The organism is Caulobacter sp. 10L414 (assembly GCF_056395525.1).
Genome location: NZ_JBFTJR010000004.1, coordinates 50,567 through 73,359 on the forward strand (window position 1 = coordinate 50,567; position 22,793 = coordinate 73,359).

The window sequence follows — 22,793 nt, forward strand, 5'->3', positions numbered from 1 at the left end:
ATGCTGTCAGGGACCGACGACCCGCCGCGCGCGGACGGCGGTCTGTCCGTCGATGTTCATCAGGTAGCTGCCGGCGGCGGCCTTGCGAATCTCGACCTTCGAGCCCGCCTTGGGCGGCGAGGACAGCGAGCGGTCGTCGGCCTGGCGCCAGGTCGCGCCGTCGGCGAGGGTCAGGATCCAGCGGCCGTCGGCGCCGCGGACGGCCTTGGTCACCTCGCCCGCGATGCGGTCGACCTCCTCGGCCTTGTCGCCGCGGTCGAAGATCGACAGGGCCGAAAGGTCGAGGCCGAAGGCCTGGCGCCTGGCCGCCTGGGCCTGCTGGCGATCGACGATGATGACGTCGCCCTTCTTCTCGGCGGCGGTGATCGAGTCGACGGCCGCGTCGTAGCAGGCCAGGCGCTTGTCGTTCTCGGCGACGCCCCGGCAGTCGAGCAGGGCCTTCAGGGCGGGGGCGACGTCGCGGACGACCGGAGCTGCGGCCTGGGCCGCGCCCACCGCCAGGAGGGCGGCGACGCCGGTGGCGACCAGCGCGCGGGGCGAAGGAAGGGAAAGGCGGTTCATCGCGGCGCTCCTTGGGGGTCGTCGATCAGCCAGCCCGTGATCGACAGGCGCTTGGCGGCGGCATAGGCGGCGACCGGCGCCACCGAGTGCTGGCGGGGCACCTTGAACAGGGTCAGCACGTTGAAGCCGGGCATGAAGCCGCGCTCGATCTGGCCGTCGGCGTCGTGGAACAGCAGCTGACCGCCCCAGTCGGGCCGCCATCCGCGCGTGAAGCCCAGGGTGAAGGCGGCCAGGCGCGTGTCGCGGCCGTGCTTGTCGTCATGCAGGGTGAGGAAGTCGCCCGGGCGGTAGTTCGACGCCTGCACGCGAACGCCGGCGACGTGCGGCGCGCCGATCACCTTCGCACCGAAGTCGAGGAACGCCCGGCTCTGCGCCAGTTCGGTGAGGGCGTGGACGGACGGGGAGGGGTCTCGCGCGTACTCGTCCTGCAGCGGGTAGGACAGGTGAATGAACGAGAACCCGCGCGAGGCGCGCTTGAGCGCGCTCTGCAGGAACTGGCGCACGGCCGCGTCGCCGAACTTGCGGACAGCCTCGTTGGTGATGACCAGCGTCTCGTTCTTCTCGTCGGGGGCGACGATCGCCCACGAAGAGACGGCCTCCAGCAGGTCGCCGGCGGCTTCGGCGTCGATCGGCTGCAGGAACACGGGGATCTGCACCACGCCCTCGCGGGCGAAGGTTTCGGCGTACGACGAAGGATCGAGATCCGCGCGGATGCGCAAGGCGGGCTTGAGGGCCGTCATCGGGCGGCGTGGTTCACGGCGAATCTCCCCCGTCGCGGCGAGGGCGACGACGGGTTCTAGCTAACAGATCGACGTTCGCCGGTTCAATCACCCCCGACAGGCGTCATATGTCGGGCGCCGAAAAAACGGGCGCCTCGCCTTCACGGCGTCAGGCCGGCGGCTTCGGCGAATGACGGCGGATTACCAAATTGCAATGTTATCCATTACGTGCTTTTGAGTTGAAAACTGGCGAACGCGAGTTTTCGTATACCGTCGACAACACAACAATTGATCGAATTCTTACCGGCAAAGCTGGAACAAATTGCCGATGATGCTCAAGCCGACTTGGCCGTGGGCATTGGTCGATTATCGATATGAATTGTTTCTGTTCTAGAAACATTTCCAGGACTTGTTCGACCATAATGGGCGAAAACGCAGCAATGTGTGGCGCGTTTGGGGCGGAGTGCGTCCCTTTTGTTACAGTGTGAACCAAATGTAATCCGATCCGTCAGGGCAAGATTGACCCCGGTTCGGCAAACGACGTTCATGGCGCAGACCCGCTTCGAGCCCGACGCGGGGGGGCAAAAATGCGCCGCACGGGGGAACGCGAGCGGCGCTGCGATATGTTTTGGAGGTTTGATGTTGCACGCCTTGTCCATGCGTAAGCGTTTGCTTGCGTCCACCCTGCTCTGCGGCGTGATCGCGCCGGTCGTGGTGGCCTCGCCGGCTTTCGCGCAGGAAGAACCTGCCGCGGTCGAGGAAATCGTCGTCACCGGTTCGCGCATCGCGCGTCCTGACCTGACCTCCAGCAGCCCCGTCGCCGCCGTCGGCGAAAAGGAACTGCAGCAGTCGGGCGTGGTGAACACCGAAAACCTGATCAACACCCTGCCGCAAGCCGTCCCGGGCATCACCTCGACGGTCAACAACGGCAGCAACGGCACGGCCACCGTCAGCCTGCGCGGCCTCGGCTCCAACCGCACCCTGGTGCTCGTGGACGGCAAGCGCCAGACGCCGACCACCCAAGCCGGCAGCGTCGACATCAACCTGATCCCGCCGGCCCTGATCAAGCGCATCGAAGTGCTGTCGGGCGGCGGTTCGGCCGTTTACGGCTCGGACGCCATCGCCGGCGTCGTCAACTTCATCCTGAAGGACGACTTCGAAGGCATGGAAGTGTCGGCCGGCTACCAGGCCACCGACAAGGGCGAAGCCCCGATCTACTCGGGCTCGATGACCTTCGGCGCCAACTTCGGCGGCGACAAGAAGGGCAACGTCGTCCTCAGCCTCGGCTACAACAAGCGTGAAGCCCTGACCCAGGGCGAGCGCGGCGGCATGCTCAGCACCGCCTGGGGCGACAACGCCACCCGCACGGGCCTGGTCCCCAGCGGTTCGGGTTCGAACGAACCGGGCCAGGTCGGCTCGTTCGTTTCGGGTCGCTTCGTGACCCTGCCGGGCGTGGCCAACAACTCGGCCAACACCGCGCTGTTCCTGACGGACGGCAACGTGCGCCTCTACAACGCCGCCACCGACACCTACAACTTCGCGCCGGTCAACTACGTCCAGACCCCGCAAGAGCGCTACTCGGTCACCTCGCTGGCCAGCTATGAGATCAAGCCGGGCCTGACCGCCTACGCCAAGGGCAACTTCGTCAGCAGCAAGGTCATCACCCAGCTGGCTCCGACGCCGATCGGCAACCGCACGTTCCGCTTCACGCTGGACAACAACCCGTTCCTGACGGCCGCGGCCAAGACCGCGCTGAACAGCCTGGGTTCGAGCACCGCCTACACGATCCCGTCGAGCGCCTCGTGGACCGCCGGCACCTTCACCGACGTCGACAGCGACGGCGACGGCCTCTACGACACCGTCACCGGCGTGTTCAACCGCCGCCTGTCGGAAGTCGGCCCGCGTATCTCGCGCTTCGACTTCAGCGGCTTCCAGGTCCAACTGGGCCTGAAGGGCGAGATCGAAGGCATCAACGGCGGCTTCGACAGCTACTTCCAGTACGGCAACACCCACGGCAGCAACTCGCTGCTGGGCGACACCAGCCTGGCCCGCATCCAGCAGGCCCTGCTGCTGAACGCCTCGGGCACCGGCTGTCTTGATCCGTCGGGCGGCTGCGTGCCGATCAACCTGTTCGGCCAAGGCAACATCTCGGCCGCCGCGGCGAACTTCATCAAGACCCGCATCAACTCGTCGCAAGACTACGAGCAGCTCTACGCGGGCCTGAACTTCTACGGCGACACCAGCAACTTCTTCTCGCTGCCCGCTGGTCCGGTCGGCTTCGCCGTCGGCGGCGAATACCGCGCCGAAGAATTCGCCTTCAACCCCAGCCAGGATCTGGCGACCGGCAACCTGACCGGCTTCAACGCCAGCCCGCCCGTCTCGGGTCGCTTCGACGTCTACGAAGCCTACGCCGAACTGGCCGTGCCGATCCTGAAGGACCTGCCGTTCGTCAAGTCGCTGGACCTGGAACTGGCCGGTCGTATCTCGGACTACACGACCCAGCCGGATCCGGTGAAGACCTACAAGGTCGCCGGCACCTGGAAGCCCTTCGACGACCTGATGCTGCGCGTGTCGTACAACAGCGCCATCCGCGCTCCGTCGATCGGCGAACTGTACGCTCCGCAGAGCAACGGCTTCCCGACCTCGACCGACCCGTGCTCGGCTCGCGCCAACCCGAACGCCCAGGTCCGTCAGGCCTGTATCAACTCGGGCGTCGCGGCCTCGCAGGTCGGCGTGCTGAACGCCAACCAGCAGACCCAGACCCTGTCGGGCGGCAACCCGAACCTGAAGCCGGAAAAGGGCGAAACGACCACGGTCGGCGTCGTCTACACCCCGTCGTTCGTCTCGGGCCTGTCGTTCACCCTCGACTACTTCAAGATCGAGCTGAAGGACGCCATCGACACCTTCGGCGGCGGCACGGCCAACCTGATGGCGGTCTGCTACGGCCCGATCGTCAACGGCAACCCGAACTCGCCCTACTGCCAGGCCATCAACCGCCTCGGCAACGGCTCGATCGACTACGTCTCGTCGATCAACCAGAACGTCGCTGCGCGTAACCTCGAAGGCTTCGACCTGGGCGTTACCTACCGCACGCAACTGGAAGACATCGGCCTGCCCAACTGGGGCTCGCTCGCGGTCCGCTCGCTGTACACCAACACCTGGGAGTACACGATCATCCCGGACGAGATCTCGCAGCCGATCAAGTGCGCCGACAAGTTCGGCACGCGTTGCTCGGGCGCCGGCGTCAACCCGCTGCCGCGTCACAAGCTGAGCACCTCGGCCAACTGGCGCTTCAAGCAGTTCGGCGTGAACCTGGTCTGGAACTACCTGGACGACGTGATCGACGACGCTCCGGCGACCCGTTACACGGTCGAGGAAATCGGCCCGAAGAACTACTTCGACCTGTCGGCCGACTGGGACGTCAACGACAACCTGGCCTTCACCGGCGGCGTCAAGAACCTGACCCAGGAAGCCTACCCGATCCTGGGCGGCAACGCCTCGCCGTCGAACAGCGGCTACCCGGCCGTCTACGACGTGCTCGGCCGCGTGTTCTTCCTGAACGCGCGCCTGCGCTACTGATCCTGGACGGCGCGCTCCGCGAGGGGCGCGCCGGACCTGGCGTTTTGAAAGCCGGCGGCCTCGCGGTCGCCGGCTTTCTGCGTTCTGGGTGTTTCCCGGGGTTTAGCCGCGCTGGGCCGCCGCCGCGGCGAGATAGAGCTCGAGATTGGTGTAGCCCGAGCCGTCCTTGGCCGGCGCCGCGCCGTCGGCGGCGGTCTTGGGGTCGAGGCGGTGGGCCTTCTCCCAGGCGTCGGGGATCCCGTCGCCGTCGCTGTCCCTGGCCGGCTTGCCGGCGGGGAGGGCGGGCCAGCCGCCGACCTCGTTCTGGCTGTTGATGACCTTGCCGGTGCGGTCGCGCACGCCGGCGACGACGCGGGCGTCGACGCTGTCGCGGAACACTGAGGCGCCGGCGTCGGCCAGCACCCGCTCATAGGCCAGCGGCGCGGGCTCGGGCCTGACCGGGCCGACCTCGACCGGCGCGGGCAGGCGATAGCCGGCGGGCTCTGGGATGGTGAAGGTCACCAGGCTCCAGGGATCGGCGGGAATGTTGGTGAGCATGCTGTTGCCGGCGAAGTAGGCCCGGGCCAGGCCGTTGCTCTCCTGGAAGGCCACCGCCTTGGTGCTCTGCGGACCCATGATGTAGGCGTTGTCGACGAAGTTGTAGGCGACGACCGCCGCCTTGTCGGCGTCGTAGCCGGCATAGCCCTTGCCCCAGTTGTAGAAGACGTTGGAGCGGAAATCGAACAGGGCCCCGACCGGGTCCTTGTCGGGGCCGTCGTAGTTGCCGGGGCGCGGCATGCGGGCCATGTGGTTGGCCCACAGGTTGTGATGGAAGCTGATCCTCGAGCCCTTGCCGCCGCGGATCAGGCTGCCGTAGCCGTGGTCGCCCTTGGCGTGCAGCGACCGGGCCATGGACTCGGCGATGATCGACCACTGGACGGTCAGGTCGAAGAAGCCCTGGCCCTCCTCGCCATAGCGGGCCGAGGCCGACAGGGTCTCGTCCACCGACCAACTGGCCGAGACGTGGTCGAGGATGATCCGCCGGCCGTTGTTGATCCAGATCGCGTCGCTCTCGGTCTTGCTCTCGTCGCCCAGGCGCGAGCGGATGAAGCGGATGACCACGTCGTCGGCCGAGACGACCAGGGTGTGGTCGCGCAGGGTGATCCCGCCGCCGGGCGCGGTCTGGCCGGCGATGGTGATGCGCGGCTGGCTGATCTTCAGGTCCGACTTCAGCTGGATCGTGCCGGCGACCTCGAAGACGACGGTGCGAGGGCCCTTGGCCTCGACGGCGGCGCGCAGCGAACCGGGACCGGCGTCGTTCAGGTTGGTCACCTTGATCACCGCCCCGCCGCGGCCGCCCTGCGAGAACCGGCCCGCGCCCTCGGCGCCGGGAAAGGCCAGGGTCTGGGCGGCGGCCTGGCCGGCGAGGCCCAGGAGGGCGAGGGCGGCGACGCCGGCGAGCAGGCGGCGCGAAGGGCGACGGATCATGATGCTGTTCTCCCCGAGGCCGGCGAGCGTCGGTCGCGCATCGTCCGGATGGTTCGACCCTGCCCGGGAGATCTGAAAATGTCCACCGGTGTCATTTGGGGCGATCGAGCGACGGCGCGTGACGGTAACCCTATAGTCAGCAGGGGATTGCCGCTTGCCTGATCAATTCGTGCTCGAAATCCGGGCGAACCTGGCAGGCGCATTGCGGCCTGGGCTCGCCAGGCGAAGTTTTCTTCCGAAAATGGGCGGTCGAACCTGACGCTGGTGTCAACCTTACCGGATTGCCGTCGATTCGCGTCCCGGGGGGGAAGCACGCCATGTCCGCCGAAGAAGCCAGTCTCCGCCCGGAGCGCATCCTTGACCTGTCCGAACGCCTGAGCGTGGTGGCCGGGCAGAAGATCGGCGAGATCTCGACCGTCAACCGCGCCGCCAAGATGCTGGCGATCAACGCCCTGATCGTCGCCGCCCGCGCGGGCGAGGCCGGCAAGGGCTTCGCCATCGTGGCCGAGGAGTTCAAGAAGATCTCGACCCAGATCGACGAGGTGGCCGGAGCCCTGGAGAGCCAGGTGCGCGCCGACCTCGACGAGCTGACGGCGATCGGCGGGGCGATCCTGTCGCACCTGCGCGGCCAGCGCCTGGCCGACCTGGCTTTGAACGCCATCGAGATCATCGACCGCAACCTCTATGAGCGCACCTGCGACGTGCGCTGGTGGGCCACCGACAGCGCTGTTGTGGACTGCGCCATGGCGCCCTCGCGCGAGGCGGCGGACTACGCCAGCCAGCGCCTGAAGGTCATTCTCGACGCCTATACCGTCTATCTGGACCTGTGGATCTGCGACGCGGCCGGCCGGGTGATCGCCAGCGGCCGGCCCGACCGGTATCGCGGCGTGCAGGGCGCGTCGGTGGCCAACGCCAGTTGGTTCCAGGAAGCGCTGCGCACCAAGAGCGGCGACGATTTCGCCGTCGCCGATATCGCCCGCCAGCGGCTGCTGGACGAGGCGCCGGTCGCCACCTACGCCACGGCGATCCGCGAGGGCGGCCAGGCCCGGGGCAAGGTCATCGGCGTGCTGGGCGTGCATTTCGACTGGCGCCCGCAGGCCCAGGCCATCGTCGACGGCGTGCGTATGACCGACGAGGAGAAGGCCCGTTCGCGCGTGCTGCTGCTGGACCAGAACCACCGGATCCTGGCGGCGTCGGACGGGCAGGGCGTGCTGACCGACAGCTTCAAGCTCGACACCTCGCACGGCACGATGGGCAGCTACGCCCAGGGCGACCGCACCATCGGCTACGCCCTGACCCCGGGCTACGAGACCTACAAGGGCCTGGGCTGGTACGGCTGCCTGGTGCAGCGCCAGGCGGTGGACACGCCGCTGCCGGTGGCCGAGCGCAAGGTCGACAACGTGCTGCGGCTGAAGGCCTAGCCAGGATGCTCCCCCTGAAGGGGGAGCTGTCGCGGAGCGACTGAGGGGGAAGGGATTGCTGGCTTTGCTGGTGAACTGATCTCACAGGACACTTCCCCCTCCGGCCCTTAGGGCCACCTCCCCCTTCAGGGGGAGGATCTACTCCACCGCCGCCAGCACCTTCCTGATCGTCTCCACGACCTGATCGATCTGGACTTCCTCGACGATCAGCGGCGGCGACAGGGCGATGATGTCGCCGGTGACGCGGATCAGGAGGCCCTGGTCGAAGGCGGCCTCGAAGGCCTCCATGGCCCGCGCCGTCGGGGCGCCGGGGCGGGGTGAAAGCTCGATGCCGGCGATCAGGCCGAAGTCGCGGATGTCGATCACGTGGCGAGCGTCGCGCAGGGAATGGATGGCCGCGCGCCAGTAGGGCTCGATCGCCAGCGCCCGGTCGAACAGGCCCTCGCCCTGATAGATCTCCAGCGTCGCCAGCCCCGCCGCGCAGGCCAGCGGATGGCCCGAATAGGTATAGCCGTGGAAGAGCTCGATAGGCGCATCGGCGCCGTCGAGCATGGCGTCATAGATGGCGGTGCTGGCGGCGACGGCCCCGGCCGGGACGGCGGCGTTGGTCAGGCCCTTGGCCATGCACAGAAGGTCGGGCGTGACGCCGAAACGGTCGGCGGCGAAGGGCGCGCCGACGCGGCCGAAACCGGTGATCACCTCGTCGAAGATCAGCAGGATGTCGTGCCGGTCGCAGATCGCCCGCAGCTTCTGCAGATAGCCCTCGGGCGGCACCAGCACGCCGGTGGAGCCCGAGACCGGCTCGACGATGACGGCGGCGATGTTGGAGGCGTCGTGTAGGGCGATGATGCGCTCCAGATCGTCGGCCAGATGCGCGCCGTGCTTGGGCAGGCCCTGGGCGAAGACGTTCTCGGGGATCCCGTGGGTGTGGGGCAGGTGGTCGACGCCGGTGAGCAAGCTGCCGAAGTACATCCGGTTCTTGGGGATGCCGCCCACCGAGATGCCGCCGAAGCCGACGCCGTGATAGGCGCGCTCGCGGCCGATCAGCCGGGTCTTGGTCCCCTTGCCGCGGGCGCGGTGATAGGCCAGCGCGATCTTCAGTGCGGTGTCGACCGACTCCGAGCCCGAGTTGGTGAAGAAGATCCGGTCCAGCCCTTTGGGCGTCACCTGGGCCAGGCGCGAGGCGAAGGCGAAGGCCAGCGGGTGGCCGAGGTTGAAGCTCGGCGCATAGTCCATCTCGCCGGCCTGCTTGCGGATGGCCTGCGTGATCTGCTCGCGGCCGTGGCCGGCGTTGACGCACCACAGACCCGAGGTGGCGTCGAGGATCTGGCGACCGTCGGGCGTGGCGTAGTGCATGCCCTTGGCGCCGGCCAGCAGGCGCGGATTGGCCTTGAACCGCCGGTTGGGCGTGAACGGCATCCAGTAGGCGTCGAGGTCGTTGGCGCCGAAGTCGGGCATGGCGGGCTCGGGTCTGGCGTTGCGCGATGGTTCGTGCATTGTGATCGCAATTTCGCGTGGTCGCGCAACCCTAAACCGTTCGATCCCCGCGAAGGCGGGGACCCAAGCGGCCTTGGGTGCAGGACCTGGATGGCGCCGCGCATGGATCGAGCGTCGGCTTGGATCCCCGCCTTCGCGGGGATGATCGGAAAGGAGGGGGATAGGTGAAGGAAGTTCGCGCGCGCCGTCCCCTGGCCGATTCCACGGCGGTGCACGACCAGGTCTACGACGCCATTCGCCAGGCCCTGATCACCGGCAAGATCGCCCCGGGCGTGGGCGTGTCCTTGCGCAGCCTGGCGGCCGAACTGGGGGTCAGTCCGATGCCGGTGCGCGACGCCGTGCGCCGCCTCGTCGCCGAGCGGGCCCTCGCCATCAACCCCGCCAACAAGCGCCTCAGCGTGCCGTCGCTGAGCGCCGAGCGGCTGGAACAGCTGGAACTGGCGCGCCAGTGGATCGAGCCGGAGCTGGCCGCCCGTGCCGCGCCGAAAGCCGACGAAGCCCTGGTGCGCAAGCTGAAAGCCATCGACCAGGACCTGGAGGAGGCTCTGCGCGTGGGCGACGTCGACCGCTACATGGTCGCCAACCACGCCTTCCACTTCGCCATCTACGAGCGGGCCGGGGCCGAGGTGCTGCTGGCCATGGCCGGCGGGCTGTGGCTGCAGATCGGACCGTTCATGCGGGTGGTGTTCGGCCGGGTCGGCACCGGCAGCCTGCCGGCCGATCGTCACGCCGAGGCGATGGACGCCCTGAAAGCCCGCGACGCCGAGGGCGCCCGCCGCGCCATCGCCGCTGACCTGTCCGAAGGCATGGACAAGATGCGCGCGGCGGTCGAGGCCGGCGCCGGCTTGACAGCCGCCCCGACGGGGCAAACTGTGATCACAGTTTCATGAGGCCGGACGTGAGCGTTCCCGCAGCCATCTCCGAACAGCTGAGCCGACTGGTCCTTCCCGGCCGGGCGGTGATCGACGGCGCGCTGGTCGGCGCGGTCTCCGGCGGAACCTTCGACAATGTCGGCCCCCGCGACGGAGCGGTGCTGAACCAGGTGGCCGCCTGCGACGTCGCCGACGTCGAGCGCGCGGTGGCCGCCGCCCGGGCCGCCTTCGAGGACGGCCGCTGGCGCGACCTGCATCCGCGCCAGAAGAAGAAGCTGCTGTTCCGGCTGGCCGAGCTGATGGAGCGCGACGCCGAGGATCTGGCCCTGCTGGAGAGCCTGGACGTCGGCAAGCCGATCCGCGACGCCCGGGCCGTCGACATCCCTCTCGCGATCAACACCACCCGCTGGTACGCCGAGGCGCTGGACAAGGTCTATGGCGAGGTCGGGGCTTCGCCGGCCGATCGCCTCTCCTTCGCCACCCACGAGCCGCTGGGCGTGATCGGGGCCATCGTGCCGTGGAACTTCCCGCTGCACATGGCGATGTGGAAGGTCGCGCCGGCTCTGGCCATGGGCAACTCCGTGGTCCTCAAGCCMGCCGAGCAATCGCCGCTGACGGCGCTGAAGCTGGGCGAACTGGCCCTCGAGGCCGGGCTGCCGGCAGGGGTGCTCAACGTCGTGCCCGGGTTCGGAGCGATCGCCGGCCAGGCCCTGGCGCGGTCGATGGACGTCGACATGATCGCCTTCACCGGCTCTGGCCCCACCGGCCGTCGGCTGATGGAGTATGCGGCCCAGAGCAATCTCAAGCGCGTGTCGCTGGAGCTGGGCGGCAAGTCGCCCCAGATCGTCTTCGCCGATTGCCCGGATCTTGATGCGGCCGCGCAGGCCGCCGCCTGGGGCGTGTTCTATAACCAGGGCGAGGTCTGCACGGCCGCCTCGCGCCTGCTGGTCGAGGCCCAGGTCAAGGACGAGTTCCTGGAGAAGGTGGTCGCGGTAGCCAAGACCATCCAGGTCGGCGACCCGCTGGATCCGCAGACCGGCTTTGGGGCCATGGTCAGCGAGCGGCAGATGAAAACCGCGCTCTCCTATATCGACAAGGCCCGCGAGGAAGGCGGCGCGCCCCTGCTGGGTGGGTCGCAGGTGCGCATCGAGACCGGCGGCTTCTATGTGGAGCCGACGATCTTCGACGGCGTGCGGCCCTCGCACCGGCTGGCCCAGGAAGAGGTGTTCGGGCCGGTGCTGGGCGTCATGAGCTTTACGGGCGAGGAGGAAGCCTTCGCCCTGGCCAACGACACGGTCTACGGCCTGGCCGCGGGCCTGTGGACCAGCGACATCAATCGCGGCCTGAAGGGCGCGCGAAAGCTCAAGGCCGGGCTGGTCTGGGTCAACGGCTGGGACGCCTGCGACATCACCATGCCGTTCGGGGGCTTCAAACAGTCGGGCTTCGGCCGTGACCGCAGCCTTCATGCGTTGCACAAGTACGCCGACCTGAAGTCGGTGTCTGTAACGCTGAGGTAGCTTCCCATGACCGCCCTGAACCTTGTCGAAACAGCCGCCCTGATCGATGGCCTGTGGATCGAGGGCGAGGCGACCTTCGCCGTCACCAATCCGGCCGACGGCGAGACGATCGCCGAGGTCGCCGACCTGGGCGCGGCCGAGACGCGGATCGCCATCGAGGCGGCGCACCGGGCGTTTCCGGGCTGGGCGGCCAGGACGGCCAAGGAGCGGGGCGCGATCCTGCGCAAGTGGAGCGACCTGATGCTCGCCCACGCCGACGACCTGGCCCGGCTGATGACGGCCGAGCAGGGCAAGCCCCTGGCGGAGTCGAAGGGCGAGGTGGCCTATGGCGCCAGCTTCATCGACTGGTTCGCCGAGGAGGCCAAGCGCGGCTACGGTCACACCATCCCGACGCCCGATCCCAAGAAGCGCCTGGCCTCGATCAAGCAGCCGATCGGGGTGTGCGCGGCCATCGCGCCGTGGAACTTCCCGATCGCCATGATCACCCGCAAGGTCGGGCCGGCCCTGGCGGCCGGCTGCACCGTGGTGGTCAAGCCGGCGGCCGAGACGCCGCTGTGCGCCCTGGCCATCGCCCGGCTGGCGGTGGAGGCGGGCGTGCCGGCCGGCGTTCTCAACATCGTCACCGGCACGGACTCCAGCGCCATCGGCAAGGCGCTGTGCGAGGACGGCCGGGTGCGCAAACTGTCGTTCACCGGCTCGACCCCGGTGGGCAAGATCCTCTACGGCCAGTGCGCCGGCACGATGAAGAAGCTGTCCCTGGAGCTGGGCGGCAACGCGCCCTTCATCGTCTTCGACGACGCCGATCTGGAGGCCGCCGTCGACGGGGCCATCGCCAGCAAGTACCGCAACACCGGCCAGACCTGCGTCTGCGCCAACCGCCTGATCGTGCAGGCCGGAATCCACGACGCCTTCGCCAAGCGATTGGCCGAGAAGGTGGCTGCGATGAAGGTGGGGCCGGGGACGGGCGAGGGCGTCGTGATCGGTCCGCTGATCAACGAGAAGGCCATCATCAAGGTCGAGAACCTGGTGCAGGAGGCCGTCGCGGCCGGCGCCCGGGTCGAGGTCGGCGGCGAGCGCCACGAGATGGGCGGCCTGTTCTACCAGCCCACGGTGCTGACCGGCGCGACGCCGGACATGCGGCTGTTCAACGAGGAGATCTTCGGTCCTGTCGCGCCGATCGTGAAGTTCCACACCGAGGACGAGGCGATCAGCCTGGCCAACGCCACGCCGTTCGGCCTGGCGGCCTATTTCTACAGCCGCCACGTCGGCCGCTGCTGGCGCGTGGCCGAGGCCATCGAGGCTGGCATGGTCGGCATCAACGAAGGCCTGATCTCGACCGAGGTGGCGCCGTTCGGCGGGGTCAAGGAGTCGGGTCTGGGCCGCGAGGGCAGCTCCGAGGGGCTCGATGAGTATTTCGAGACCAAGTACCTGTGCTTTGGCGGGGTGGCATGAGCCACGTTTTCGCCAATTCCCTTTCCTCCCGTCATTCCCGCCCTTGTGGCGGGAACCCCTCTATCCGCCGCAAGGGCAGGGGTGTGGCGGGCCGGCCCGCCAAGGCGCTTCACCTGCGAGCTGAACCAGGGTTTCCCGCCACAAGGGCGGGAATGACGGACGATATGGGGGAGGGGGTGGCATGATCGCCGAACTCGCCCACCCCTCGACCCTGACCGACCTGATCGCCGCCGAGCGCGCGCGGTTCCTGGCCGAGCATCCGCGCAGCGTGGCCATGGCCAAGGCGGCCTCGGCCGTGTGGCGGGGCGGGGTTCCGATGCACTGGATGGGCGACTGGGCCTGCCCCAGCCCCATCTTCGCCGCCCAGGGCGTGGGCGCGCAGGTCACCGACGTCGACGGCAAGCTCTATGACGACTTCTGTCTGGGCGACACGCCGTCGATGTTCGGCCACGGCGAGCCTTCCGTGGCGGCGGCCGTGGCCGACCAGGCCAGGCGCGGCGCCGGGTTCATGCTGCCCACCGCCTCGGCGGTGATCGTCGGCAAGCTCTTGGCCGAGCGGTTCGGCCTGCCGCTGTGGCAGGCGGCGACCACGGCCAGCGACGCCAACCGCGCGGCCATCCGCTGGGCGCGGGCGGTGACGCGGCGGCCGGTCGTGCTGGTGTTCGACGGCTGCTACCACGGCATGGTCGAGGACGCCTTCGTCGTGCTGAAGGACGGCGCGCCCGCGATGAAGCCCGGCCTGCTGGGGCAGGTCCAGGACCTGACGGCCACCACCCGCGTCGTGCCGTTCAACGATCTCGTCGCCCTGGAAGCGGCCCTGGCCCCTGGCGACGTCGCCGCCGTGCTGGCCGAGCCGGTGATGACCAACTGCGGGATGATCCTGCCCGACCCCGGCTTCCACGACGCCCTGCGCCGGCTGACGCGCGAGGCCGGCGTCCTGCTGATCATCGACGAGACCCATACGATTTCGACCGGCCCCGGCGGCTACACCCGCGCCCACGGGCTGGAGCCCGACGTCTTCGTCCTGGGCAAGGCCGTGGCCGGCGGCGTGCCGGCGGCCGTCTGGGGCGTGACGTCGGAACTGTCGGCGCGGATGGACGGGGCGCAGGCGCGGATCGGTCCGGGCCAGTCGGGGATCGGCACGACGCTGTCGGGCAATGCGCTGGCCATGGCGGCCATGCGGGCCATGCTGTCGGAGGTCATGACCGACGCGGCCTACGGCAGGATGCTGGCCGGCGCACAGCGCCTGGCGGCCGGGCTGAACGGCGTGATCGTCGCGCGCGGCCTGCCCTGGTCGGTGGTGCATGTCGGGGCGCGGGTGGAGCTGGTTTTCGCCGATCCGCCGCCGCGCGACGCGGGGGCGATGCGGAAAGTTCTGGACCTTGATGCGGTGGAAGCGCTGCATCTGTGGCTGATCAACCGGGGGGCGCTGATCGCGCCCTTCCACAACATGATGCTGGTCTCGCCCGTCACCGAGGACGCGGCGCTGGATCGGCTGGTCGCGGCGGTGGACGCCTTCGCCGCGGCCGTCGGGGAGGTGAACTGATGGGGCCGATTTTCAACCACCTCTCCCAAGGGGAGAGGGAGGGGCCCGCCGCGAAGCGGTGGGAGGGTGAGGGGGTAAACCCTCGCCGCCTGAGCCCCTCACCCTCCCATGCTGCGCATGGGCCCCTCCCTCTCCCTCTGGGAGAGGTGGTTTCTGGCGGGGGGATCGAATGAGCGTCGCCGATCCGCAGGAATGCCGCGACTTCCTGGCCGCCCATCCGCAGGTGAAGTACGTCGAGGTGTTCTTCACCTCGATGACCGGCGTGCCGCGCGGCAAGCGCCTGCGGGTGCATGAGCTGCAGGCGATCTACGACTACGGCCGGTTCCTGCCGGGTTCGATCCTGGTGGTCGACACCGTCGGGGCCGACTGCGAGGAGACGGGCCTGGTCTGGGAGGACGGCGACGCCGACCGTCGCGCGCGGCCTGTGCCGGGCACCCTGACCTTGGCGCCGTGGCTGGGTCCCGACGTCGCCCAGGTGATGCTGTCGCTCTACGAGCTGGACGGGACGCCCAACGACCTGGACCCGCGCCACGTGCTGCAACGGGTGCTCGACCGCTACGCCGCCGATGGCCTCACCCCGGTCGCCGCCTGCGAGCTGGAATACTACCTCGTCGACATCGAGCGCGGCCCGAACGGCGAACTGCTGCCGGCCAAGTCGGTGCTGACCGGCCAGCGGCCGACCGGCATCCAGGTCTATGGCCTGCCCGAACTGGAGGCCAACGCTCCGTTCCTGCGCGAGCTGTGGGACACCGCCGACACGATCGGCGTTCCCCTGGAAGGCGCGATCTCGGAATTCGCCCCGGCCCAGGTGGAGCTGACCCTCAAGCACAAGCCCGATGCGCTGCGCGCCGCCGACGACGCGGTGCTCTACAAGCGCGCGGCCAAGGGGGTGGCCCTGCGCCATGGCTGCGAGGCGACGTTCATGGCCAAGCCCTGGGCCGACCGGGCGGGCAACGGCTTCCACGTGCATGTCAGCTTCAACGACGCGGACGGAAACAACCTGTGCGCCGCCGAGGATCCGGAAGGTTCTGACCTGCTCAAGCACGCCATCGGCGGCATGAAGGCGCTGCTGGGCGAGGGCATGGCGATCCTGGCCCCCAACGCCAACAGCTATCGCCGCTTCAAGGCCAATTCCTATGCGCCGGTGGCGCCGACCTGGGGCGTCAACAACCGCACGGTTTCCCTGCGCGTGCCGGCCGGTCCGGCGCCGACGCGCCATGTCGAGCACCGCGTGGCGGGCGCTGACGGCAATCCGTACCTGGTGATGGCGACGCTGCTGGCGGCCGCGCACCACGGCATCACAAACCGGATCGATCCTGGCCCGGCGGTGGTCGGCGACGGCTATGCCGCCGCGGCCAAGGAGAACGTGCGCCTGCCGTCCAACTGGTTCGCCGCCGTCGACCTCTTCGAGAAGTCGCAGGTGCTGGCCGACTATCTGGGCGAGCGGTTCGTCGAGATGTTCGTGTCGGTGAAGCGCACCGAGCAGGCGCGGTTCTTCGAGGTGGTCGGACAGCTCGACTATGACTGGTATCTGCGCAACGCCTGACGGCGGGGCGCTGGAGTTAAGGCTTTAGGTTGAACCGGCGGCGGGGAAGGGGCCTCGTCCGCTTCATGCGAACGAAAGAGGGAGTTTCGAGGCCATGAGCACCAACCACTTCCGGGGGGCCTCGCGCCGCTCGCTGCTGACCGCGTTCGGCGCGGCGGCCATCGGCCTGTCGTTCACCGCCTGCGGCGAGAAGCCCAAGCCCGGCGAGGCCGGCGGCGAAGAGGCCAAGCTGAACTTCTATAACTGGGACACCTATATCGGCGAGACCACGCTGGGCGACTTCAAGAAGGCCAGCGGCGTCGACGTGAACATGAGCCTGTTCGCGACCAACGACGAGCTGTTCGCCAAGCTGAAGGCGGGCAATCCGGGCTTCGACGTCATCGTGCCGTCGAACGAGTTCGTCACCCGTATGGCCCAGGCCGGCATGCTGGAGGCGCTGGATCACGCCAAGATCCCGAACATCAAGAACATCGACCCGGCCTTCCTGAACCCGGATTTCGACCCGGGCCGGAAGTTCTCGCTGCCCTACACCTGGTTGCTGCTGGGCATCGGCTATCGCAAGAGCAAGGTCGCGGGCGTGCCCGACAGCTGGAAGTACCTGTTCGACAGCAACCAGTACGCCGGCAAGATCGCGCTGCTGTCGGAAAGCGCCGACCTGGTGCGCCTGGCGGCCAAGTATCTGGGCCATTCGGTCAACGACATCCCGGCCGACATGCTGCCGAAGATCGAGCAGATGCTGATCAAGCAGAAGCCGTTCGTGAAGGCCTTCCACGACGACAACGGCCAGGACCTCCTGCTCTCCGGCGAGGTCGACCTGGTGCTGGAGTACAACGGCGACATCGCCCAGGCGATGAAGGACGACGACGACATCGACTTCGTGGTGCCCAAGGAAGGCAGCCTCATCAACTCCGACTGCCTGTGCATTCCGAAGGGCGCGCCGCGTCCGAACAACGCCCACAAGTTCATCAACTACCTGCTGGACGCCCAGGCCGGCGCCGAGATCAGCAAGACCATCCTCTATCCGACGCCCAACGCGGCGGCCAAGGCGCTGATGCCGGACGACTACAAGAACAACAAGGTGATCTTCCCCCCCGCCGACATCATGTCGAAGTGCGAATACGGGGCCTTCGAAGGGGCGGAAAAGGCCAGCCTCTACGAGGAGATCATCACCCGCGTGCGGGCGGCCTGATCGTTCAAGGGCTCGGGTCGTCATCCCGGCCGTAGCGCAGCGAAGAGCCGGGACCCAGGGGCCGTGCGCACCGCCCCTGGGTCCCGGATAGCGCCTGCGGCGCTTCCGGGATGACGAGCTTTTTTGCGGGGAAGGCATGGAACAGAGCTGGAAGAAGGCCAAGGCGGTGTTCGCCGCCGCGCTGGGACCGCCGCTGGTCTGGCTGGTGGTGTTCTTCGTCGCGCCGATGGCGATCGTCTGGGCCTACAGCTTCGGCCACAATGTCGGGCTGACCGAGATCTCGTTCACCGGCACGATCGCCAACTACGCCCGGGCGCTGGAGCCGCTGTACCTGAAGATCTTCGTCAAGTCGGCCTGGGTGGCGGCGCTGACGACGGCGCTGTGCCTGGTGATCGGCTTCCCGGTGGCGCTGGCCATCACCTTCGCCTCGCAGAAGGCCAAGACCTGGCTCCTGCTGCTGGTCATGCTGCCGTTCTGGACCAACCTCCTGATCCGCACCTATGCGCTGATCGCGGTGCTGCGCACCGAGGGCTACGTCAACCAGACCTTCGAGTGGTTCTGGAACCTGGGCGCCAAGGTCGCGCCGCTGGGCGCCTACCAGCCGCTGGAGCTGCTGCACAACAACTTCGCGGTGATCCTGGGCCTCGTCTACGTGCACCTGCCGTTCATGGTGCTGCCGCTCTATTCGGCCCTGGACCGGCTGGACAAGTCGCTGCTTGAAGCGAGCCTGGACCTCGGCGCGGGACACCTGCGCACCCTGTTCCGGATCGTCGTGCCGCTGGCCCTGCCGGGCATCGCCTCGGGCATCCTGATCACTTTCATCCCGGCGCTGGGCGCTTACCTCACGCCCGACCTGCTGGGCGGGCCCGACAGCCAGATGATCGCCAACGTCATCGAGCGCCAGTTCAAGCGCGCCAACGACTGGCCGTTCGGCGCGGCCCTGTCGTTCCTGCTGATGTACCTGACCTTCATCGCCATCGCCGTGCAGGCGCTGCTCTCCAGGGGCAAGAAGAAGGAGGGCGTGGGATGACCAAGCGCGCCCCGCCAGGCCCCCTGGAATATCTGCGCCGCTGGCCGATCCGGCTGTGGCTGCTGGCGGTGGGGGTGTTCCTCTACGCGCCGCTGATCGCCCTGATGGCCTTCAGCTTCAACGACAGCCGCCGCAACATCGTCTGGAAGGGCTTCACGCTCAAATACTACGAGAAGGCCTTCAACAACGACGGCCTGATCGAGGCCTTCGCCAACAGCCTGACCATCGCGGCGGTCTCGACCCTGCTCAGCGTCGTGCTGGGCGCGCTGGTGGCCCTGGCCCTGTGGCGCTTCCGCTTTCCGGGCAAGACGGTGGTGGACGGGGCGCTGGCCCTGCCGATCGTGGTGCCCGAGATCTGCATGGGCGTGGGCATGCTGGTGTTCTTCGCCAAGGTGCTGCCCTGGCCGCAAGGGCTGGTCTGGCCGCTGAACCTGGGGGCGATCATCATCGCCCACGTGACCTTCTCGTTCCCGTTCGTGGCGGTGGTGGTCAGGGCGCGCATGGCCAGCTTCAACCGCGAGCTCGAGGAGGCCGCGCGCGATCTTGGGGCCGGCGAGTTCCGCACCATCAAGGACGTGATCCTGCCGCACATGAYCCCGTCGCTGGTGGCCGGAGCCCTGCTGGCCTTTACGCTCAGCCTGGACGACTTCGTCATCACCTTCTTCACGGCGGGCCCGGACACCGTGACCTTCCCGGTGAAGGTCTATTCGATGGTGCGCTTCTCGGTGACGCCCGAGGTCAACGCGGCCTCGACCATCCTGATCGTGCTGACCGTGATCCTGACCGCCGTGGCGCTGAAGCTGCAGGGCGACCCGGCCGCGGCCGCCGGGGCGCATGGGGGGGATGGCAAATGAGTGTCGCCCGACTGGGACCTCCCCCCGTGGGGGAGGCGGCCGAAGGCCGGTGGGGGGAAGTTTTCAGCCGCCGCAGTCTTGGAGGGCTCGCAGTCACGCCCCCCACCGATCGCTACGCGATCGCCTCCCCCAGAGGGGGAGGTTCCTCGCGAGCCGAGGAACACAGGCCGCTGACGTTTTCGGGGGAAATGACGAAGTGACCGAAGCCAAACCCATCATCACCTTCGAGAACATCACCAAGCGCTTCGGCAAGCTGGCGGCGGTCGACAACGTGTCGCTGAGCATCCGGGAGGGCGAGTTCTTCGCGCTTCTGGGGCCGTCGGGCTGCGGCAAGACCACCCTGCTGCGGATGCTGGCCGGGTTCGAGACGCCTACCGAGGGGCGGATCCTGATCGACGGCCAGGACATCTCGAACGTGCCGCCCAACAAGCGGCCGGTGAACATGGTGTTCCAGTCCTACGCCGTGTTCCCGCACATGACCGTGGCCGACAACGTCGCCTACGGCCTGAAGGTCGACCGGGTGAGCAAGGCCGAGCGCGACCGCCGGGTCGAGGAGGCGCTGGAGCTGGTGCAGCTGGGCGGCCTTGGCCAGCGCAAGCCCGACCAGCTGTCGGGCGGGCAGCGGCAGCGCGTGGCCCTGGCCCGGGCGCTGGTCAAGCGGCCGCGGGTGCTGCTGCTGGACGAGCCGCTGTCGGCCCTGGACGCCAAGCTGCGCGAGCAGATGCGCACCGAGCTGTGCACCCTGCAGGAGAAGGTGGGCATCACCTTCATCATGGTCACCCACGACCAGGACGAGGCGCTGGCGCTGGCGTCGCGCTGCGCGGTGATGAGCAAGGGCGTGCTGCAGCAGGTGGCCGCGCCCAACGACCTCTACGAGTTTCCCAATAGCCGCTTCGTGGCCGACTTCATCGGCAGCGTGAACCTGTTCGAGGGCGTGCTGGCGGTGGATGAGCCGAGCCACGCGGTGATCCGTTCGCCGGGGCTGCCGACCGATATCTTTCTCGACCACGGCGTGACCGGCCCGCGCGGCGGCACGGTGTGGGCGGCGATCCGCCCCGAGAAGATCGAGCTGCACAAGCGTCCCGACGACGGCGAGCCGCCCAACATGGGCGATGCGCCCAAGGGCACGAACGCGGTGGCGGGCGTCATCAAGCACGAGGCCTATCTGGGCGGGGTGTCGACCTACGAGGTGGAAATCGAGGGAGGTCGCCGCGTGAAGGTGCAGCGCCCCAACCTGACGCGCTGGGACCAGGAGGACTTCCGGCTGGGCGAGGCGGTGTGGATCGCCTGGCACGCCTGCTCGCCGGCGGTGCTGCTGTCGTGATCTGTCTTCTTTCCAATCCTTCCCCCATCAAGGGGGAAGGCAGGTGAGACCCGTCGCCGGCGTCATCTGCTGCACCCGCACCGTCGGGATCGAGCCGGCCCAGGCGGTGATGAACCGCTATGTCGAAGGCGCGATGCGGTACGCCGACGCCGCTGCGCTTCTCGTGCCGTCGATGCCGGGGTTGATGAAGGCCTCGGAGGTCGCCGCCCGGCTGGACGGCCTGATGCTGACCGGCAGCCCGTCGAACCTGGATCCGGTGTTCTACGACGAGGCCGTCGAAGACGCGCCGGGGCCGTTCGACCGCGATCGCGACGTCATGACCCGCGACCTGATCAAGGCCATGCTGGATCTGGGCCGGCCGGTGTTCGGGGTCTGCCGGGGCTTCCAGGAAATCAACGTCGCCTTTGGAGGCTCCCTGCGGCGCGACATGGCCACCAGCGCCGAGCTGATCGCCCACCACGCGCCCGACGAGGTCGATTTCAACGGTATGTTCGACCACCGCCATCCGGTCGACCTGACCCCTGGCGGGGTGCTGGCCACGGCCTTCGGCGCCGAGCAGGCGGTGGTCAATTCGGTGCACTACCAGGGCGTCGACCGGCTGGGCGAGGGCCTGTCGGTGGAGGCCCGCGCGCAGGACGGCGTCGTCGAGGCGGTGTCGGCCAGCGTCAACGGCGCGCCGGTGCTGGCCGTGCAGTGGCATCCGGAATGGAAGCCGGAGGCCAACCCTCAGTCCCAGACCTTCTTCCAGCTTTTCGGACGGGCCCTCAGAGGCTCGCCGCTCGTCGTACGGGAAACCCAGACATGACCGCTCCCCTCCGCAATCACGACATCGCCGAGCTCAAGCGCCTGGACCTGGCCCACCACCTGCCGGCCCAGGCCGACCACAAGGTCATCGCCGAGCAGGGTGGCAGCCGGATCATCACCCGGGCCGAGGGCGTCTACATCCATGACGGGGAAGGCCACCAGATCCTCGACGGCATGGCCGGGCTGTGGTGCGTGAACGTCGGCTACGGCCGCGAGGAACTGGCCAAGGCCGCCTACGACCAGATGCTGGAGCTGCCGTACTACAACACCTTCTTCAAGACCGCGACGCCGCCGCCGATCGAGCTGGCGGCCAAGATCGCTCAGAAGATGGGCGGGCATCTTTCCCACGTCTTCTACAATTCGTCGGGGTCGGAGGCGAACGACACGGTCTTCCGCCTGGCGCGCCATTACTGGAAACTGAAGGGGGAGCCGCAGCGCACCGTCTTCATCAGCCGCTGGAACGCCTATCACGGCTCGACCGTGGCCGGCGTCAGCCTGGGCGGCATGAAGCACATGCACAAGCAGGGCGACCTGCCGATCGCCGGGGTCGAGCACGTGATGCAGCCCTATCAGTTCGGCGACGGCTTCGGCGAGGATCCGGCCGCCTTCCGCGACCGGGCGGTCAAGGCGATCGAGGACAAGATCCTCGAGGTGGGCCCCGAGAACGTCGCGGCCTTCATCGGCGAGCCGGTGCAGGGCGCGGGTGGGGTGATCATCCCGCCGGAAGGCTACTGGCCGGCGGTCGAGGCCCTGTGCCGCAAGTACGGGATCCTGCTGGTCTGCGACGAGGTGATCTGCGGCTTCGGGCGGCTGGGCGCGTGGTTCGGCCACCAGCACTACGGGATCAAGCCCGACATGATCGCCATGGCCAAGGGCCTGTCGTCGGGCTACCTGCCGATCTCGGCCGTGGGCGTGGCCGACCACATCGTCGCCGAACTGCGGGAGAAGGGCGGCGATTTCATCCACGGCTTCACCTATTCGGGCCACCCGACCGCGGCCGCCGTCGCCCTCAAGAACATCGAGATCATGGAACGCGAGGGCCTGGTCGAGCGCACGGCCGGCGAGACTGGCCCCTATCTGGCCCAGGCGCTGGCGTCGCTGAACGACCATCCGCTGGTCGGCGAGACCCGCTCGCTCGGCCTGATCGGCGCGGTCGAGATCGTGCGCGAGAAAGGGACCAACCATCGCTTCCTCGACAAGGAAGGCGAGGCCGGTCCGATCGTGCGCGACCTCTGCATCAAGAACGGCCTGATGGTGCGGGCCATCCGCGACAGCATCGTCTGCTGCCCGCCGCTGATCATCACCAAGGCCCAGATCGACGAACTGGTGGGGATCATCCGCAAATCGCTCGACGAGGCCGAGCCGGTGCTGCGGGCGCTGAAGCCGAAGGAGGAGGTGTGAAGATCGGTGTCACT

General features: G+C 68.3%; 17 protein-coding genes and 2 pseudogenes. 15 read left to right on the forward strand and 4 right to left on the reverse strand.

Annotated features, from left to right (window positions below; translation table 11 throughout):
- Positions 1-6: 6 nt before the first annotated feature.
- The gene (locus AC1DCG_RS02375) at positions 7-561 is read right to left on the reverse strand and encodes a hypothetical protein (protein WP_477029554.1); all 555 of its coding nucleotides are present in this window, start codon (positions 559-561) and stop codon (positions 7-9) included.
- Positions 558-1,301 (reverse strand): 2OG-Fe(II) oxygenase family protein, encoded by a 744-nt coding sequence (locus AC1DCG_RS02380; protein ID WP_477029555.1) that lies wholly within the window; start codon positions 1,299-1,301, stop codon positions 558-560. Before AC1DCG_RS02380 ends, AC1DCG_RS02375 begins: the two co-directional genes overlap by 4 nt.
- A gap of 618 nt (positions 1,302-1,919) precedes the next feature.
- Here AC1DCG_RS02380 and AC1DCG_RS02385 point away from each other — a divergent pair.
- On the forward strand, positions 1,920-4,859 hold the full coding sequence (locus AC1DCG_RS02385; RefSeq protein WP_477029556.1) for a TonB-dependent receptor domain-containing protein: 2,940 nt from the start codon (positions 1,920-1,922) through the stop codon (positions 4,857-4,859).
- 102 nt (positions 4,860-4,961) lie between these two features.
- Here AC1DCG_RS02385 and AC1DCG_RS02390 read toward each other — a convergent pair whose 3' ends face one another.
- Complete coding sequence (locus tag AC1DCG_RS02390) at positions 4,962-6,326, reverse strand: pectate lyase family protein (RefSeq protein WP_477029557.1); 1,365 nt, start codon at positions 6,324-6,326, stop codon at positions 4,962-4,964.
- Between the two features lie 317 nt (positions 6,327-6,643).
- Between AC1DCG_RS02390 and AC1DCG_RS02395 the strand changes: the two genes are divergently transcribed.
- Positions 6,644-7,747: a methyl-accepting chemotaxis protein gene (locus tag AC1DCG_RS02395; RefSeq protein WP_477029558.1), complete on the forward strand. Its 1,104-nt coding sequence runs from the start codon at positions 6,644-6,646 to the stop codon at positions 7,745-7,747.
- Positions 7,748-7,885: 138 nt separating this feature from the next.
- On the opposite strand, the gene aptA is transcribed toward AC1DCG_RS02395, so the two are convergent.
- Entirely contained in the window at positions 7,886-9,205 is a 1,320-nt protein-coding gene (aptA, locus tag AC1DCG_RS02400; protein WP_477029559.1) for an omega-aminotransferase AptA, read from the reverse strand.
- A gap of 203 nt (positions 9,206-9,408) precedes the next feature.
- On the opposite strand from aptA, the gene AC1DCG_RS02405 reads away from it, so the two are divergent.
- The 13 genes and pseudogenes from AC1DCG_RS02405 to AC1DCG_RS02465 all read left to right on the forward strand — a co-directional run bounded on the left by AC1DCG_RS02405 (position 9,409) and on the right by AC1DCG_RS02465 (position 22,779).
- Positions 9,409-10,134 carry a GntR family transcriptional regulator gene (locus AC1DCG_RS02405; protein ID WP_477029560.1) on the forward strand — a complete coding sequence of 242 codons (726 nt, stop codon included), beginning with the start codon at positions 9,409-9,411 and terminating at the stop codon, positions 10,132-10,134.
- Positions 10,131-11,633 carry an aldehyde dehydrogenase gene (locus tag AC1DCG_RS02410; RefSeq protein ID WP_477029561.1) on the forward strand — a complete coding sequence of 501 codons (1,503 nt, stop codon included), beginning with the start codon at positions 10,131-10,133 and terminating at the stop codon, positions 11,631-11,633. The genes AC1DCG_RS02405 and AC1DCG_RS02410 overlap by 4 nt, the downstream gene beginning before the upstream one ends.
- A 6-nt stretch (positions 11,634-11,639) precedes the next feature.
- Complete coding sequence (locus AC1DCG_RS02415) at positions 11,640-13,085, forward strand: NAD-dependent succinate-semialdehyde dehydrogenase (RefSeq protein WP_477029562.1); 1,446 nt, start codon at positions 11,640-11,642, stop codon at positions 13,083-13,085.
- A 29-nt stretch (positions 13,086-13,114) separates the two neighbouring features.
- Positions 13,115-13,241 (forward strand): annotated as a pseudogene (locus AC1DCG_RS02420) (hypothetical protein); the annotation flags it as partial.
- Positions 13,242-13,266: 25 nt separating this feature from the next.
- The gene (locus AC1DCG_RS02425; protein ID WP_477029563.1) at positions 13,267-14,631 is read left to right on the forward strand and encodes an aspartate aminotransferase family protein; all 1,365 of its coding nucleotides are present in this window, start codon (positions 13,267-13,269) and stop codon (positions 14,629-14,631) included.
- Between the two features lie 169 nt (positions 14,632-14,800).
- A complete protein-coding gene (locus AC1DCG_RS02430) occupies positions 14,801-16,177 on the forward strand; it encodes a glutamine synthetase family protein (protein WP_477029564.1) in 1,377 nt (458 codons plus the stop codon).
- A gap of 94 nt (positions 16,178-16,271) precedes the next feature.
- The gene (locus tag AC1DCG_RS02435; RefSeq protein ID WP_165259330.1) at positions 16,272-17,366 is read left to right on the forward strand and encodes an ABC transporter substrate-binding protein; all 1,095 of its coding nucleotides are present in this window, start codon (positions 16,272-16,274) and stop codon (positions 17,364-17,366) included.
- Positions 17,367-17,378: 12 nt separating this feature from the next.
- A pseudogene (locus AC1DCG_RS02440) lies at positions 17,379-17,454 on the forward strand (hypothetical protein); the annotation flags it as partial.
- 48 nt (positions 17,455-17,502) lie between these two features.
- Positions 17,503-18,396, forward strand: coding sequence for an ABC transporter permease (locus AC1DCG_RS02445; RefSeq protein WP_165259329.1), 894 nt, complete (start codon positions 17,503-17,505; stop codon positions 18,394-18,396).
- Positions 18,393-19,250 carry an ABC transporter permease gene (locus tag AC1DCG_RS02450; RefSeq protein ID WP_477041363.1) on the forward strand — a complete coding sequence of 286 codons (858 nt, stop codon included), beginning with the start codon at positions 18,393-18,395 and terminating at the stop codon, positions 19,248-19,250. The genes AC1DCG_RS02445 and AC1DCG_RS02450 overlap by 4 nt, the downstream gene beginning before the upstream one ends.
- 196 nt (positions 19,251-19,446) lie before the next feature.
- Positions 19,447-20,574, forward strand: coding sequence for an ABC transporter ATP-binding protein (locus tag AC1DCG_RS02455; RefSeq protein ID WP_477029565.1), 1,128 nt, complete (start codon positions 19,447-19,449; stop codon positions 20,572-20,574).
- Positions 20,575-20,617: 43 nt separating this feature from the next.
- A complete protein-coding gene (locus AC1DCG_RS02460) occupies positions 20,618-21,379 on the forward strand; it encodes a gamma-glutamyl-gamma-aminobutyrate hydrolase family protein (protein WP_477029566.1) in 762 nt (253 codons plus the stop codon).
- A complete protein-coding gene (locus AC1DCG_RS02465; RefSeq protein ID WP_477029567.1) occupies positions 21,376-22,779 on the forward strand; it encodes an aspartate aminotransferase family protein in 1,404 nt (467 codons plus the stop codon). Before AC1DCG_RS02460 ends, AC1DCG_RS02465 begins: the two co-directional genes overlap by 4 nt.
- Positions 22,780-22,793: the final 14 nt, after the last annotated feature.